Annotated in this window: 18 protein-coding genes; 16 read left to right on the forward strand and 2 right to left on the reverse strand. The window is 46.1% G+C overall.

Annotated elements, in window-relative coordinates:
- Positions 1 to 139: 139 nt before the first annotated feature.
- The 10 genes from NYE45_RS11830 (at position 140) to NYE45_RS11875 (ending at position 9,911) form a co-directional block, all read left to right on the forward strand.
- Positions 140 to 1,456, forward strand: coding sequence for an ABC transporter substrate-binding protein (locus tag NYE45_RS11830; protein WP_340016758.1), 1,317 nt, complete (start codon positions 140 to 142; stop codon positions 1,454 to 1,456).
- 221 nt (positions 1,457 to 1,677) lie between these two features.
- Positions 1,678 to 2,559 (forward strand): sugar ABC transporter permease, encoded by an 882-nt coding sequence (locus tag NYE45_RS11835; protein ID WP_036670532.1) that lies wholly within the window; start codon positions 1,678 to 1,680, stop codon positions 2,557 to 2,559.
- Between the two features lie 77 nt (positions 2,560 to 2,636).
- Positions 2,637 to 3,467 (forward strand): carbohydrate ABC transporter permease, encoded by an 831-nt coding sequence (locus NYE45_RS11840; protein WP_145149084.1) that lies wholly within the window; start codon positions 2,637 to 2,639, stop codon positions 3,465 to 3,467.
- Between the two features lie 95 nt (positions 3,468 to 3,562).
- A complete protein-coding gene (locus NYE45_RS11845) occupies positions 3,563 to 4,081 on the forward strand; it encodes an effector binding domain-containing protein (RefSeq protein ID WP_340016759.1) in 519 nt (172 codons plus the stop codon).
- Positions 4,082 to 4,179: 98 nt separating this feature from the next.
- Positions 4,180 to 4,728, forward strand: a complete 549-nt coding sequence (locus tag NYE45_RS11850) for a glutathione peroxidase (protein WP_062833964.1) — start codon at positions 4,180 to 4,182, stop codon at positions 4,726 to 4,728.
- An 80-nt stretch (positions 4,729 to 4,808) separates the two neighbouring features.
- Positions 4,809 to 5,657: an AraC family transcriptional regulator gene (locus NYE45_RS11855; RefSeq protein WP_340016760.1), complete on the forward strand. Its 849-nt coding sequence runs from the start codon at positions 4,809 to 4,811 to the stop codon at positions 5,655 to 5,657.
- Positions 5,658 to 5,794: 137 nt separating this feature from the next.
- Positions 5,795 to 6,049: a hypothetical protein gene (locus NYE45_RS11860; protein WP_340016761.1), complete on the forward strand. Its 255-nt coding sequence runs from the start codon at positions 5,795 to 5,797 to the stop codon at positions 6,047 to 6,049.
- 149 nt (positions 6,050 to 6,198) lie between these two features.
- Positions 6,199 to 6,798 (forward strand): nitroreductase family protein, encoded by a 600-nt coding sequence (locus NYE45_RS11865; protein ID WP_076330783.1) that lies wholly within the window; start codon positions 6,199 to 6,201, stop codon positions 6,796 to 6,798.
- 215 nt (positions 6,799 to 7,013) lie between these two features.
- On the forward strand, positions 7,014 to 8,645 hold the full coding sequence (locus NYE45_RS11870) for an S-layer homology domain-containing protein (protein ID WP_340016762.1): 1,632 nt from the start codon (positions 7,014 to 7,016) through the stop codon (positions 8,643 to 8,645).
- 348 nt (positions 8,646 to 8,993) lie between these two features.
- Positions 8,994 to 9,911 carry an NAD(P)/FAD-dependent oxidoreductase gene (locus NYE45_RS11875; protein ID WP_340016763.1) on the forward strand — a complete coding sequence of 306 codons (918 nt, stop codon included), beginning with the start codon at positions 8,994 to 8,996 and terminating at the stop codon, positions 9,909 to 9,911.
- Between the two features lie 121 nt (positions 9,912 to 10,032).
- On the opposite strand, the gene NYE45_RS11880 is transcribed toward NYE45_RS11875, so the two are convergent.
- A complete protein-coding gene (locus tag NYE45_RS11880; protein WP_340016764.1) occupies positions 10,033 to 10,242 on the reverse strand; it encodes a hypothetical protein in 210 nt (69 codons plus the stop codon).
- Positions 10,243 to 10,484: 242 nt separating this feature from the next.
- Here NYE45_RS11880 and NYE45_RS11885 point away from each other — a divergent pair, with 242 nt between their 5' ends.
- From NYE45_RS11885 to NYE45_RS11905, 5 genes are all read left to right on the forward strand, one after another.
- Positions 10,485 to 10,838: a DUF3243 domain-containing protein gene (locus NYE45_RS11885; protein ID WP_340016765.1), complete on the forward strand. Its 354-nt coding sequence runs from the start codon at positions 10,485 to 10,487 to the stop codon at positions 10,836 to 10,838.
- A 246-nt stretch (positions 10,839 to 11,084) separates the two neighbouring features.
- Positions 11,085 to 11,651, forward strand: coding sequence for a hypothetical protein (locus NYE45_RS11890; protein ID WP_340016766.1), 567 nt, complete (start codon positions 11,085 to 11,087; stop codon positions 11,649 to 11,651).
- A 158-nt stretch (positions 11,652 to 11,809) separates the two neighbouring features.
- Positions 11,810 to 12,667 carry a heme o synthase gene (cyoE, locus tag NYE45_RS11895; RefSeq protein WP_340016767.1) on the forward strand — a complete coding sequence of 286 codons (858 nt, stop codon included), beginning with the start codon at positions 11,810 to 11,812 and terminating at the stop codon, positions 12,665 to 12,667.
- A 196-nt stretch (positions 12,668 to 12,863) separates the two neighbouring features.
- Positions 12,864 to 13,346, forward strand: coding sequence for a tetratricopeptide repeat protein (locus tag NYE45_RS11900; RefSeq protein ID WP_340016768.1), 483 nt, complete (start codon positions 12,864 to 12,866; stop codon positions 13,344 to 13,346).
- Positions 13,347 to 13,376: 30 nt separating this feature from the next.
- On the forward strand, positions 13,377 to 13,574 hold the full coding sequence (locus tag NYE45_RS11905) for a hypothetical protein (RefSeq protein WP_340016769.1): 198 nt from the start codon (positions 13,377 to 13,379) through the stop codon (positions 13,572 to 13,574).
- Positions 13,575 to 13,616: 42 nt separating this feature from the next.
- Here NYE45_RS11905 and NYE45_RS11910 read toward each other — a convergent pair whose 3' ends face one another.
- Positions 13,617 to 14,492 carry a LysR family transcriptional regulator gene (locus NYE45_RS11910; RefSeq protein ID WP_340017357.1) on the reverse strand — a complete coding sequence of 292 codons (876 nt, stop codon included), beginning with the start codon at positions 14,490 to 14,492 and terminating at the stop codon, positions 13,617 to 13,619.
- Between the two features lie 165 nt (positions 14,493 to 14,657).
- Between NYE45_RS11910 and NYE45_RS11915 the strand changes: the two genes are divergently transcribed.
- Positions 14,658 to 15,605, forward strand: a complete 948-nt coding sequence (locus NYE45_RS11915) for a DMT family transporter (protein ID WP_340016770.1) — start codon at positions 14,658 to 14,660, stop codon at positions 15,603 to 15,605.
- The last annotated feature ends 103 nt before the right edge of the window (positions 15,606 to 15,708 follow it).

A 15,708-nucleotide genomic window follows, 5' to 3' on the forward strand; every position in this document is an offset into this window, starting at 1 on the left:
ATCGAGTGCTCAGGCAAGCACAAGTAAATCCGTATTTTTGTTCAATTCGAATCATGGATATGTATCTTATGAACCCAGCAAGGTCCCTGCTACGATGTAACGGAAGGTACACTTCAATTCAGGGAGGTCATGTGACCAGATGAGAATCAAAAAAGGATTAACCGGGTTAATCGTAGGTGCGCTGATGCTGGGCTTGCTTGCCGGCTGTGTTGGTAAAAATGAAACGAACGGTGGAGATAACGGAGGTGGAGCGGCAGGGGGAAAAGTGAAGCTCACCATGTGGGGCGCGGTGCCGCCCGAGAATGGTCCACAGGAAGTGGTGGATACCTGGAATGCGGAGCATCCTGATATTCAGGTGGAATATGTGCGGTTTGTGAATGACGATGATGGCAACCTGAAGCTGGATACGGCGCTTTCCACGGGGCAGAACGTTGACCTGTACGTAAACTATACTCTCACGAATCTGGATAAACGCATCAAGGGTGGAACAGCACTGGATCTGGGCGAGTTCACTGACTACAACATTGATGAGAAAATGGGGGAAGACGCGGCTTCCTGGAAAGTGGACGGAAAATATTACGGTATGCCAACCAAGAAAAATGCTGCTTTCTTCGCTTTAAATATGAAAGCGCTTGATCAGGCCGGGCTGAGTGTTCCAACAGCCTGGACTTGGGATGAAGCCCGAGAGTATGCACTCAAGCTGAAGTCCGCTGGCTTCAAGTACGGATTGGTGCAGCATACCGCTTCCTATGTAGACCCGCTTGATTCCGTTCTGGTGAAGAACGGCTATGTTAAGGCAGACGGTACTTCCAACCTCGATGATCCGCTCGTCACCAAATGGTTGGAGACGTTGAACGGAATGATGAAGGAGGATGCAACGACGCCACCACTTGGTGAGCAACTGACTTCCAAAATGCCGGTGGAGAACATGTTCCTTGGCAGTGAGTCTGCCATGATCAACATTGGCGAATGGCTGATCCGCACATCGAACAATATGACCGAGTTCCCTCGGGATTGGAAAATCGCTTTTGCCCCTGTACCGAGGCTGGCTACACAAGAAGCAGATATGGTGAAAAGTGGAGGACTGGGTGACTTTATTGCGATCAATTCCAAGTCAAAAAATAAAGAAGCCGCATGGGAGTTCCTGAAATGGTACGCCGATGGAGGAATGATGCCGATGGCTGCGGGTGGGCGTCTGCCTTCCTCCAATGCGGTCGATCAACAGACTGCTATTGATCATCTGCTAGGCGATTATGCCGATTCTTATGACAAGGAGTCTCTGGAATTCGTGTTGTATGGTGACGAGACACCTACGTTTGTCCGCAGCATTGCGCAGGAAGTGGTCGATCTGCGTGCACAGGAGTACGAAAAGTTCTTCCTTGGTAACCAGACTGCCGAAGTTACGGTACAGAACATGGTCAAACGCCATAATGATTGGCTGAAGCAGAATCAATAGAAAGCAAAATTAGAATGTAGTTGCACTGAGATCGAAGGCCGTCCCCAAAGGGGCGGTTTTTTTATATAAGCAATAGAACAATTCCATGTTGTCTCCCTTCCGAAAGGCACTGCCGAAATGCATATATCTGTGATATCAGGTACAGGGTTATGTTCCTTAAATGTTAGAGGACATCTTGTTATGCTTAATTCCAGAACAGATGTTAAGGAGTGGGGGAGCATATGCATAAATCCTGGATGAAACGGCAGAGCAGGCTCGGGTATCTGTTTATTGGGCCCAATATGATTGGCGTGCTGTTGTTTTTTATTATACCGGCTGTCTATTCGTTCTATCTCATGTTCACCGATTACAAATTCATGAGCCCGGAGACGAATTTCGTCGGGCTGGATAATATCCGCCGGATGTTGAATGATGATCTGTTTGGCGTGGCGCTGCGAAATACATTTGTCTTTCTGTTAGCTGTTCCGGTATCAATGGGGTTGGCATTTATCGTGGCTGTAGCACTGAACAAGTCGGTGTACTGGCAAAAAACGCTGCGTGCCCTCTATTTCATGCCCTATATCACCAGCGGCGTTGCCATCGCCTTTGTTTGGATGCTGCTGTTTCAGCCAACATCGGGGCCGATTAACGGTTTCTTGCGCGGAATTGGTATTACGAATCCACCGGGATGGTTATCGACAACGGAATGGTCCATGTACGCGATTGATATCATCTGGATTTGGTTCATGCTGGGTTACAACATGATTATTTATCTGGCCGCCTTGCAGGAAATCCCGGAGGAATTGGTTGAGGCAGCACGGATTGATGGAGCCCGCCCCTGGCAGACGATACGCCAAGTGATCTGGCCGCTTGTGAGCCCGACTACTTTTTTGCTGCTGATTACCGGGCTGATTATGACCATCAAGAACTTTGGTATCATTCAAGCGATTACCCAGGGTGGGCCGGGGAACAGTACAACCGTGTTGTCGCTTTTTATCTACCAGAATGCCTTCCGATATTACGAGATGGGATACGCTGCTGCCATTAGCTGGGCGCTCTTTGCCATCATCATGATCTTCACTGTATTGCAGTGGCTCGGTCAGAAACGTTGGGTTCACTATTAAGGAGGGAGGGAATCGTTATGGAGAAACCAATTGCCACGAACGCGAAGCCCACAGCTCCGCAATCACCTAAAGTCCGCATGGAGTCCTTGACGCAGATTCGGAGAATCATACTGACACTTCTGATGTCCGGTTTTGCTTTATTGATGATTATGCCGTTCATCTGGATGATCAGCACGTCGTTCAAATCTCCTGCGGACGTATTCACCTATCCCATCCAGTGGATACCCTCCAGCCTGAACTGGGAGCACCACATTAAGGTCTGGAGCGGAGCGGATACCTTTGCGACGTATTATCTGAACTCGTTGAAAATATCGCTAATTAGCACGGTCGGAGCTGTATTTCTCTCGGCGTTTGCAGCCTATGGCTTCGCACGGATTCAATTCAAAGGTCGGGAGACATTGTTCCTGATCTATCTCTCGATGATGATGGTGCCTCCGCAGGTGCTCTTTGTACCGAAGTTTCTGATGTTTGAGTGGGTCGGCATATATAATACGCATTGGGCCTTGATCCTGCCCGGAATGTTCACGATCTTTGGGGTGTTTATGCTACGGCAATTCTTCCTGTCAGTGCCTTCAGAGATCTCGGAAGCGGCGTTCATCGATGGTGCTGGACACTTGCGTATATTCTTCAGGCTGATACTGCCCCTGGCGAAGCCTGCGCTGGCTACGCTGGCGATCATCGATTTCTCCTGGCACTGGAATGATTATGAGAATGCGCTCGTGTTCCTGATTGACAAAGACCTGTACACCGTGCCGCTCGGACTGCAGAACTTTATTCTGGAGAACAATGTAGACTACAACGGCATGATGGCTGCTGCCACGGCAGGCATTATTCCGATGATTATCGTCTTCCTGGTGGGGCAGCATTATATTATCCAGGGCGTGGCCGGAAGTGCCGTGAAGGGCTGAAGCTGCTGTCACTGTGATCCCATATAATAACCCTTTTGCTGAACGAAGAGATTTTCGCGGCAGAAGGGTTTTCTGTTGAAAGGGAGAATTAATCCATGATCAGAATTTATCAATTGGAGGAGATTCTTGTGGAAATGAAAGTCATCACTTTGCCTGCTTTTCACATTGTAGGATACTCAATCGAAGCGACTATAGAAGAGTTCGAATCGGGGCTGGGCAAGAGCCACTATCATAAGCTTGTTGAGAGAAAAGGTGAAATTCAATATCGAAAAAATGATAACGTCATGTTGATGCAGATATATCCGATCAATGAAGATTTCAACGCAAAGACTGATAAATTTACACATCTATTGGGATATGAAGTAACTAGTTTGGAGAATGTCCCATCCGAGATGATAAGTCATGACGTCCCTGACAGCCAATATGTGACGTGCACGCATCGAGGGATTGAGTCAGCGATTGGTGATACATACGATTATGTCTATGGACAGTGGATCTGTGAGAACGGACATGAACCCAAAGACTATGATTTTGAAATTTGGGATGAGCGTTATCAACCGGAAAGTGCCAGCAATGAGATTGATATATATGTAGCGGTGCAATCATCGTTATAGATGGATCTTTCCGCAATACAATAGTTCAAACTTCGTATATAATATAAAATCATATGATTCCATATGACTACATAACTATCGCGAGGTGCACTAGACTTATGCCAACCATCTATGACTTTACCGTAACCAGAACCAGTGGAGAGCGTTTCCCACTCTATCAATATGAAGGAAAACCTGTGCTCATCGTAAACACGGCAAGCAAATGTAAATATACGCACCAGTTTGATGACATGCAGAAGCTGTATGACCAGTACAAGGATCAAGGGCTTCAGATTATTGGTTTCCCGTGTAACCAGTTTGCAGAGCAGGAGCCTGGAAGCAGTTCGGAAGCGGAATCGTTCTGCCAGATTAACTATGGTGTGAAATTTCCGATGTTCTCCAAACTGGATGTGAATGGAGAAGCGGCGCACCCGCTCTACGACTTTTTGAAAAGATCAGGGCCTTTTGCTGGCTTTGATGAAACAGATATACAGGCAAAACTATTGAAATTGATGGTGGCTGATAAAGCACCAGAATGGTTACATGGAGATGCGATCAAATGGAATTTCACAAAATTCCTGATTGATGCAGAGGGTCGGGTGGTCAGACGCTTTGAACCGATCGACTCCATCGACGAAATTCAAGAAAGTATTAAACAGCTTCTATAATTTCACTTTCATATATCCTATAGGGACATGACTGGAGTCATTTCCCTCTCCCGAACAGGAGGTGCATGAATGTGCCGAGTATGATGCAATTTAGTGCTCCACTAGAGTATAGCTACCGTTCCACCAGTATGTTTAACCCAGGGAAGTCAGATGGATTCCATTCACATCCACACTATGAAATTTATTATTTTCATGCTGGAGAATGTACCTATATCATAGGAGACCGGGTATACAATCTGGAGCCGGGTGATCTGGTGCTGATGCATGGCTTGACTCTTCATCGACCGCATCCGAAACCAGGCAGTGCTTATGAGCGAAGCACACTGCATTTTGATCCGTCTGCCATGCGCAGCAGCCTGCATCCGGACCGCATGGTTGAGGTGCTCAAGCCATTTGAAGAACTCAGAAATTGCCGAGTCAATCTGACGGGAGAGACCCGCTCTGAATTCGAAGCACTGTTGCATGATCTTCATCAACTGTCTCAAAGTCAGACCAGTTACAGGCAGGAGCGCATGAATGTGCGGCTGTGTGATCTGTTGTATTTTATAGCAGAGATCTGCCAGGGAGATGTAGAAGAACACCTTCCTTCATCGGAGAGGGAGCGGCATGTGCAGCACATTATCCGTTATGTGGATACGCACTATATGAAGGATATTGGTCTGGATGATTTGGCACTGGAATTGCATCTGTCGAAGCCATATCTGGCAGGCATGTTCAAGGAAATGACAGGGCTGACGATATTCAAATACCTGTATGACCGTCGCATCAATCAGGCGAAGCTGTTGTTTCAGTTCCAGCCGGAAATCACCGTGACAGAAGCAAGTCGATTGTCCGGTTTCAAACGCCTTTCACATTTTAGCCGGATGTTCAAACAAAGTGTGGGATGTTCGCCTGATCTGTATCGTTCCCAATTGCATCGTCAAACATAGAAGCCTTCTGTGAGCTGACCAGCTTGTCTGGTTGGCTTTTTTTGATGATTTTCTTTCAGGAAATGCATATCACCTTGTTTAGAGGACAGGCAGAACAGGTAAAGAAAGGGTAATGAAACCAGAGGAGGCGATCATGAATGAAAGAGCGCACACCGGATCAGAATAACAGTGATACCCGTCAGGAACGATCCCATGACAATCCCGAACAATATAAGACGGAGCACGAAAGTTTGCTTGACCGACATGAAGAAGAACAGACTGTAGATCCAATTCCGATGGAAGATCTGAATATGGAGGCTCAGGAAGAGAAGAATAAAGATCAGACGAAAAGCAACTCGTCTACCGAAGAGAAATACCGGGCAGATTACCGTAAAAAGGCGAGCGAAGGGTAATTACAATTGCTGTTTTGAGCAAAGAGGTTGAAGTGTTTTCGGTGAATATATATTTAGTGAAAATAAATTAGTTTGTTGACTAATGTATGTTACTATATTATAGTTACTATGTTGGCAATGAAAAACACCATTTTGGGAGGCGAATAAGAATGACTACTTTTTTTGATGCGTTAAAAAACAGAAGATCTTATTATGGAATCAGCAAGGAATCCACAATTTCGGATGCCAAAATCCAGGAAATCGTAGAAGAAGCGGTGAAATATACACCAACTTCCTTCAACTCACAAACATCCCGTGCCGTTGTATTGCTCGGTGAACAACATGATAAATTGTGGAATCACACAGAAGAAATTTTGCGTGAAGTGGTAGGTAATGAAGAAGCCTTCAAATCCACAGCTGAGAAAATGACCGGATTCCGCAGTGGATATGGTACGGTTCTCTTCTTCGAAGACAACAATGTGATCGCACAGCTTCAACAGAATTTTGCAGCTTATGCAGATAACTTCCCGATCTGGGCTAACCAATCCAACGGTATGTTGCAACTGGTAATCTGGACTGCTCTGGAACAAGAAGGTCTGGGTGCATCTTTACAGCACTACAATCCGTTGATTGACGAGAAGGTTAAACAAGAATGGAACATTCCTGAGAACTGGAGATTGATCGCTCAGATGCCATTTGGTAAACCAACAGCAGCACCGGGTGAGAAAGAATTCCAACCGATTGAAGAGCGTGTAAAAGTACACAAATAAATCAATTTCATAATACCTTTAGCTGCTTCAATCAAGGCTAGATATAGATCAAAACGTTTCAATTTGTCTATATCTAGTTACATAAATTCATTTTAATGAGTTATGAAATTGATTTAAGTAAGCTTCGCATTTCCCAACATTTAACCACATACGGCCTCGCTTCAATTTGATACGATGATAGTTGATCGTAATCCAATGAAGCGAGGCTTTTTGATGTGAATACTAGATTAAAAGACATAACGAACCAACGTTTATGGAAAATGGCTTTATGCGGGATATTAGCTCTTGGATCGGTGGCTGGATACAGTTCTCCCGTTCAGGCTGCAAGCGTACAGCAACAGTTTCAGGATACGCGTACCAGTTATGCCAAGGATGCCATTACACATTTGGTGGACAAAGGCATTGCTGCCGGTACGTCAGAGACTACGTTTGAACCGAAGAAAGCCGTTACTCGTGCAGAATTTGCGACATTTGCGGTGAGATTGCTAGGTTTGAAGCCGGTTAAAAATAATATAAATCCCTATCAGGATATAAGCATGAATGCTTGGTATTACGGCAACGTTGCCGCCATGACGAATCTTTTTATTTTGGAGGGTAAGGGTCAGGGAACGTTCCAGCCTAATGCTTCCATTACGCGTGAAGAAGCGGCTGCTTTACTTGTTCGAATGTTAAAACAACAACCCGTAGAGACATCACTCTTGTCTTCAACCTATTTTGACGCAGATGATATCTCGGACTGGGCACGCCCTTATGTGCAGACGGTATATCAGCTTGGACTGATGAAGGGAAGCGGGGGCGTGTTCCGACCACATGATCAGGTAACGCGCGAAGAAGCAGCCGTCATGCTCGATGCCATTTTACAAAAGAAAACATGGTCTGAGCAGTTACAACGTGGGGATGAGCTCGGCGTTCAGCTGGGTTGGCAATATAACTCCACTACAGCCGAATTCAAGAAGCAAGTGGAGCAGTCTGAAGTGAATACGCTGGTCCCGCGCTGGTTTTTCCTGAACAGCAGTATGAAAGTAACAGATCACGCGGACCCGGCATTGATTTCCTGGGCATCCGCCACAGACAGGCAGCTATGGCCATTGCTTGGTAATCGTTCAGATTCGGCACTCACCCATCAGATGTTATCCAGTTCGGTCAACCGAGCGGCAGTGATCTCACAGGTAGCCTCCTATGTCAAAACCTATAAATTGGACGGCATCAACGTCGACTTCGAGAATGTCGATCCTGCGGATCGTGAAGGGTTAACCGCATTTGTAACCTCCTTGACGGCTACGTTGCACGCACTGGGTGCAGTAGTGTCTGTGGATGTATCACCAGACCTCGGTACAGATTGGACGGATGCATTTGATTATGCCAAACTGGGTGCTGTATCGGATTATATGGTGCTGATGGGATACGAGGAACACTGGAACGGTGATCCGAAAGCAGGATCAGTGGCGTCTCTTCCATGGGTGGAAAAGGCATTGGATACTATGCTCTCTGAAGTAGTACGTGCCAAAACGATTTTGGCCTTGCCGCTATATACACGAGACTGGTCTTCAGTCAATCCGGCAGCTAGCTCCTGGGACATTACACTGGCAGAACAGGGAATCCGTGCACATGCCACGGGATCTGTAAGACGATGGGATGCAAGTCTGGTTCAATATATGATCGGGTACAACAGTAACGGTATGCCGAGATATATTTGGGCAGAGGATAGTCGTTCGTTATCAGCCAAAGTGTTGATGAGTGAGCAACGGCAAATTGCTGGACTGGCTTACTGGTATATGGGCGGCGAAACAGCCGATGTATGGAACGCCATTTCGAATGCATCACGATTTGAATCTTATAACTTCTAAATATTCATGAATCTGATAGACTCAAACGAACCGTGATTCCGGCGGATGGTTTGGGTCTGTTTGTTTTGGTATAAGATAAGCAATAAGAGGACGCGTTAAGTTTGACTGAACGGTTTAATGTATATAAGGACAAAATATATATATATTGAGCTAAACATTTACACAATAACGGAGAGGACAGAAAGAGCCTGAAGAAGCGAAGTGTTCGCCTTTATCCCCGGATTTACCCTTTGTAAAAGGTATTAAAAAAATCTGGGGATAACAGCGATCGGAAGGTTGTTCTGTCATCGGAGTGACCAGTGTAAATATTCTTTAGTTCAATGTATATAGTTCAGGAGGAGAAGGAGCATGCGAGAGGTAGATTGCATAATCGTAGGTGGAGGGCTCGCAGGGCTTCAGGCAGCCATTCAGCTTGGACGTTATTCGGCCCATCAGGTGTTGGTGATCGATGCGGGAGAGGGCAGATCGACGTTGTGTCGGACGTATCATAATATTCTCGGGTTCCCCGATGGGGTGTCCGGCGAAGAACTCCGTGCCCGAGGCAGGGTGCAGGCAGAGCGCACCGGTATATCTTTTGAGAAAGATCGTATTGTTAAAGCAGGGCGTCAGGGTGAGAAAATTCAATTATTCGGTACTTCCGGATCTGAATATAGGAGCAAAACCGTGCTACTGGCAACAGGGCTCTCGGATAGAGTTCCGGACATTCCAGGATTAACCCCTACGCTTGGCCGAACGGTCTATGTCTGCCCTGATTGCGATGGCTATGAGATCCAGGATCAACGTACAGTCTTGTTGGGATCTGGTGAAGCAGGTGCCAATATGGCGATGATTTTAATTCAACGTACGAATGATCTGTTATATATCAATCATGAGCAGGCGCCCATATCTGCAGAACTTCATCGCAGCATGAAAGAGGCGGGCGTTCGCTATCTGGAAGCAGCGGTTCAGGAAGTACAGCAGATTGAGGACGGCCATATCACCGGTGTTCTGACCGAAGATGGACAGATTTTTGAGTCGGAGCGAGGGTTTATCGCATTTGGAGGCAATCGTGTACACTATGAACTGGCGGAGCAGCTTGGAGCTGTAATCGCAGATAATAAACATGTAGAAGCTGATCCACGCAGCTTGCAGGCAGCGACGAATGTATGGATTGCCGGAGATCTGGGGTTACATGCAGAGCAAGCAACGGTTGCGATGGGTGAAGGTTCCATTGCCGCGATCTGGATTCATAAGGCGTTACAGCAGATGACAAAGGATTTACTTTGAAATTGACCTCCTAATATGAGGTTGGTTATTCAATTGTTCATTACCAAAAAGTCCTCCCAAGCCATGCATATGGCAGGAGGACTTTTTGAGCTATCTTTTGCTAGGGAGGAGAAGATTACTTTTATTTGTCTGATGAATCCGTTGACTTGGAAGAAGACTTCTCGTCCTTCGAATCATGTGAGAAATCTTTGCGAATGTTTTCTACGATATCGCCAACGACACCTTCAATCATATCGGTTGGCCCGGGATTCTTCTTGTCTGGATGGATAACTGTGTTCACGCCTGGTTCAAGTTCATCATTTGTTTTCTCATGTTTGGCTTTGTCGCTCATGGGAAATCCCTCCTTGTTCCGTAATGTTCAGGTGTTTCTTAACATATCCAAACACCATTACGTATATGTAAACGATTAACCGCTGGAACTCATTTGAAACGTGATGCTCGATGATCAGGACTCTTACAGGATAGAAATGGACTGATTAATCTTGGGCAAGCAGTTTATATTATAGATAACCGGTTATTGTTATACATGTTGCATGAATCCAATGAACGATTACTTTCAAGGAGGTTATTCAAATGAGTGAACAAAATCATGTCATCCATAAAGATGGCCAAGTTTCTACTGACAAGGTGGACAATGCAATTGAGAAGATTGCGCCAGAAGAAAGAGAACAGATTTTACAGAACTTTGATGCATTCAAAGAATACCTGGGTAAGCGAATCGCTATGGGTGAATCCATTGGACTCAGCGAGGAACAGATGGCCAAAATCGCCGAAAAAGTAGCAGATTATCTGGCAGATCGGGAAGAACCTCGTAATCGTGAAGAAAAACTGCTTCAGGAGCTGTGGAATGTCGGTAAGGAAGATGAACGCCACATGCTGGCTCATATGCTCGTTCGTTTGGCACAAAGCTCCACACCCAATCATTAAGATTAGCAAGTAAAGAACCCCTGAATGGTAATGCCTTCAAGGGTTTTTTGCCGTTCACGAAGACGATAGACAGAAGTGATGACGCGCGTTGTAACTATTTTTAATCTGGCTGATACTTTTACAGTTCCTATTGCAAGTATGATAGGAAAAGAAAGAACGTTGGAATCGATAGTTCACATGAGCGTTTGAGAAGCAAGACTTCCGGTTAAGGAATAGTAACGTTCATATTAAGGAGAGATGTAACCTATGAAGAACGCGGCAAAACAATGGAAACTACGAATGATCGGTGCAGTTGTTGCTTTACTTGGTATGATTGTGCTGACTACATATTTGCTTACCCCTGCGAATGCTCAAGGTAGTACGGACGCGCAACAACCTTCTGCGAAAGAAGCTCAAGCTGCAAACTCCGAGATGTTTACAGCCTATGTAGAAGGCTTGCACCAAGAGAATGGCAAGTTGTATATGACAGTGGACAAAATTGGCTGGTATCAAGGTGAAGAAGCCGATGCGGTTTTTGCACAGCGTAATCCGGAAGCTGGTATAGATGGTGCTCCAGATGGTTACTATATTGTTAATGACAGCAAAGAGCAGGAACAGGTTGAAGTTAGTGCCAATGCTGAAGTATTGATGCAGTTGTATGATCGGGATGGTACGATGCAGGGCGCAGACATTCAGTGGAATGAACCTGTGACATTATCCAAGTTTGAAACGTTGTATGAGAATACCCGTATTCTCGATCTGTCCGTATTCCCGTATCATCTGACGGTGCAGGACGGAAAAGTCACTAAAATTGTACAACAATACATCCCATAAAAATGAGATGAAATTGATCAGTCAAGCATTCCTCCTGTTCATTGGAACGGTGAGGGATGCTTTTTGGTTATGACAAATTCATGAAAGCGATTGTAATTAATGGTAGGTACATGTATCATTATTGGAATGGCGTTTTTACATAGTTCAGGAGGAGCCTCATGCTTAAAGACATGATTGCATTAACCAAACCCGGACTTCTAAGGCTGAATGTGTTTGCGGTGGCGGTAGGATTCTGGGTAGCTTCAAAATGGGATATCAACTGGTTATCTCTGCTCATGGTCGTGATTGGATCAACTTTGGTTATTGCTTCAGCTTGTGTGATCAACAATTATTGGGATCGTGAATTGGACCAAAAGATGGAGCGCACCAAAAAAAGGATGGATTACATCAACCATCTGAAGCCAGGGTTTGTACTTGGCTATGGCATTATCCTCGGTGTTGTGGGACTAGCAGTACTGTATCTTTTGGTGAATCCGTTATCAGGTTGGATGGCTTTACTCGGATGGTTTGCTTACATCGTGATATACACGATGTGGTTGAAACGCAGTTCGACGTGGAGCACGTCACTGGGTGGAATTGCAGGAGCGATGCCGCCTGTCATCGGTTATACGGCTGTAACGAATGAAATTGATGCAGGTGCCTGGTTGCTTTTCGCGCTTTTGTTCCTGTGGCAACCACCACACTTCTGGTCATTGGGTATTCGCCGGGTGGAGGAGTATCGTGCTGCCGGTTTCCCGTTGTTGCCAGTGGTAAAAGGGGTGAAACGCACCAAGCTTCAGATGATCCCTTATGTTTTTCTGCTGCTTCCAGCCGTATTCCTGTTGTATTACTACAACTACGTTGGTCTGGTATTTCTGATTGTATCTCTGATCGGTGGGCTCATCTGGTTCGTGCATACACTTAGCGGACTCAAGACACAGGATGATGAGAAGTGGGCAAAAGTGAACTTTCTGATCTCGGTTAATTATCTCATGCTCGTATTTATTGTCATGGTCGCCAATACGACATGGTCCTAATTAGACGATGAACAGATCCTTTTGAGAGAGATTTCACCTTAAGTTAGCTGGCTTGATCGAATGAAAAAGCACACGATGGAATAGCGTTTGGACAACCTTGGGTTGTTACAACATATTCTCTGGGGTGCTTTTTTGGTATAATAAAACAATTGAATCATATATGTGGGAATTATAATGCAAGATGGGAAGTGGCAGCATGAGTAATTTGGAACAGGCCGTGCGATGGAGACAAGAAGGCAAGGTGCAGGAAGCGATTGAGCTTCTGCAAGAAATTACTGGGCAGGAACCCGAGAATGCGAATGTCTGGTATCAGCTGGCTTGGGCACATGATTCGCTTGGATTGGAGCGGGAAGCTGTCCCGCATTATGAGAGGGCACTGAGTCTTGGGCTTTCTGGTGAGGACAGGGCAGGCGCGATACTCGGACTGGGTAGTACATATCGAACGCTTGGACAGTACAAACAGGCGAAAGCTTGGTTTGAAAAGGGGATGAAAGAGTACCCGGCGTACCGGGAATTTGAGGTATTCTATGCCATGGTGCTCTACAATCTGGGTGAACATGCAGAAGCGATGCAACGACTGCTCGTGCAACTCGCGGATACATCAAGTGACAAGAGAATCAATGACTATAACCGAGCGATCCGTTTCTATGCAGATCAGCTGGATCGGGTGTGGGAATAGATCCATTACACCGAAAAGGGGGATGGATGAATGAACTCCAATCAAGATCTGAAACAGGTAAATGAAAGGTTGGATCAAATTGAGCAGAAATTGGATAAACTGGGAGGCAGCCAGCAGAACAAACGCTCACCTGGCGTACGCTTCCTGATTGGTTTTGGCATCACGATTGCGGTTATATCTGTTCTGCTTCTGACACTTGGTGTTATTCAATTTGTGAGTAACGGATAGGAGAAATTGATCATAACGACACAAGTAGTCCGATCTCCCAATTTACATGGCTAGGGCAAGCCACTGCTGCACCTCTTCAATGAAGCGCCGCGTAGCGGGCGATAGATTGCCTAAAGACGGACAGGCCATGCCGATCGTGCGATAAGGGTCTCCAGTGAGTGGTACGAGCGCGAGCGAATCGGTATGATTTTGAAGAACCATCTCCGGAAGCAGGCTGATGCCGAGGCCGTTACGGACCATCGCCATGATGGCTTGATCTTCTGCGACTTCATAGACGACATTGAGCTTGGCTGCATGCTGCCGGATCAATCGTTCAATCTCGTTATCTCCGCCCCACTTGGGCAGAATAAAGGGTTGCTCCAGTAGAATATCAAATGAAACAGATTCCTCTGAGGCGAGAGGATGATCCAGAGGCAGGATGCACATCATCCTGTCTTTTTGCAATGGGATGGTCTCAAAAGGCGATGAATCGCCGAGGGACAGAAATCCAAGATCGATGGCGCCTCCAGCCAGCCAGCCCTCAATCTCAGCATAATCGCCTTCCCACAGCTTAATCTCAATTCCTGGGTGACGCAGGCGAAATTGCTTCAGAATACCAGGCAGCCACTGTGTGGATACACTAGCGAATGTACCAATACGCACGGTACCAATCTCGGCACCGCGAATGAGGGAGATCTCCTGGTTCATCAGTTCCGTCCAGCGCAGAATCTCACGTGTGTATCCCAGAATGCGTTCGCCTTCAGCGGTAACCCGTACACCGGAGCGGCCGCGATGGAGCAGTGAGAAACCACATTCTGTCTCCAGACTGGCGATGGCATGGCTGACCGCGGACTGGGTGATGTTCAATGCTTCTGCTGCTTTGGTAAGACTGCCATATTCGACAACGGTATTCAAAATTTCGTATTTGATCAGTGACATGAATGGTTCCGTTCCTTCCCATTTCAGATGCATGAGTTTATTTCATATAATACATTATAAATATTCATTTTTATAATGCAAAGAGATCGTTTATACTTGCCAAGGCGAGTTAGTTTGACGCACGATCTCACAGATCAGAATACATAGAATGAAGGTTGAAGTAAGATGAATGGTGTACAGGTAAATCAAGGTCAGGCAACAAGAAGAGCGGACATACAGATGCTGCTCGCAACGGTCATATGGGGATCATCCTATCTGTTTATGAAATCGGGCCTGGAGTCCATGCAAGAATTAAATCTGGTGGCATTTCGTTTCGGAATTGCCTTTATTGCGGCAGGGCTTCTTTTTCATCGGCGGTTGTTTAACATGGATCGTAGAACACTTGTGGCAGGCGCCATTATGGGAACAGCTTTATTCGCTGCATTTGTGTTCATCACCTACGGTGTGCAACGAACAACGACATCCCAAGCGGGATTTCTGATAAGTTTGGCCGTTATTTTTGTACCCATCCTGACGACAATCCAGCATCGTCGTATGCCGGACAAACGATTGACGCTCAGTATCCTGGTTGCAGTTACCGGGCTTGGGTTGCTGACGCTTCAACAGGAGCTGAGTCTGCACACGGGAGATATTCTGTGCATTCTTGCAGCACTCGTGTATGCGATCTATATAATGATTGCTGGCAAGTACACACCAAAGCATGATCCGCTAACATTGGGAACGGTGCAATTAGGTGTTGCGGCGATGTGGGGTATAGCGGCTACATTCATGCTGGAAACGCCACGTATGCCCGACACGGCTGAATCTTGGGCAGCGATTCTTGGGTTAGGTGTGTTGTGTAGCGGATTGGGGTATATTTTGCAGACACTCGCACAGCGTCATGCTTCACCCACGAGAACAAGTCTGATTTTTTCACTCGAACCACTGTTTGCAGCAGCCTTTGCATTTACCTTTCAAGGGGAGTCACTAACGTTACAAGGATATGTCGGAGCAGCGCTGATGTTGGTCGGTGTTCTGATTACAGAGATCAAGCTTCCACAGCCTATCTTCTGGCGCAGAAAACGTCCGGCTTTACAGTCGGAACTTGGCGATCAGGGAGCACCGGGCGTATAAGTAAGGGACAAAGGTCCTTTCGTCATCTTCTATGGAAGGTGAGGAGAGGACCTTTTTTGTTATGTTGAATACCTTGTGTAACAGATAAATGGCTACCTAACAA

The organism is Paenibacillus sp. FSL K6-1318, from assembly GCF_037976905.1.
Taxonomy (GTDB): Bacteria; Bacillota; Bacilli; order Paenibacillales; family Paenibacillaceae; genus Paenibacillus; species Paenibacillus amylolyticus_A.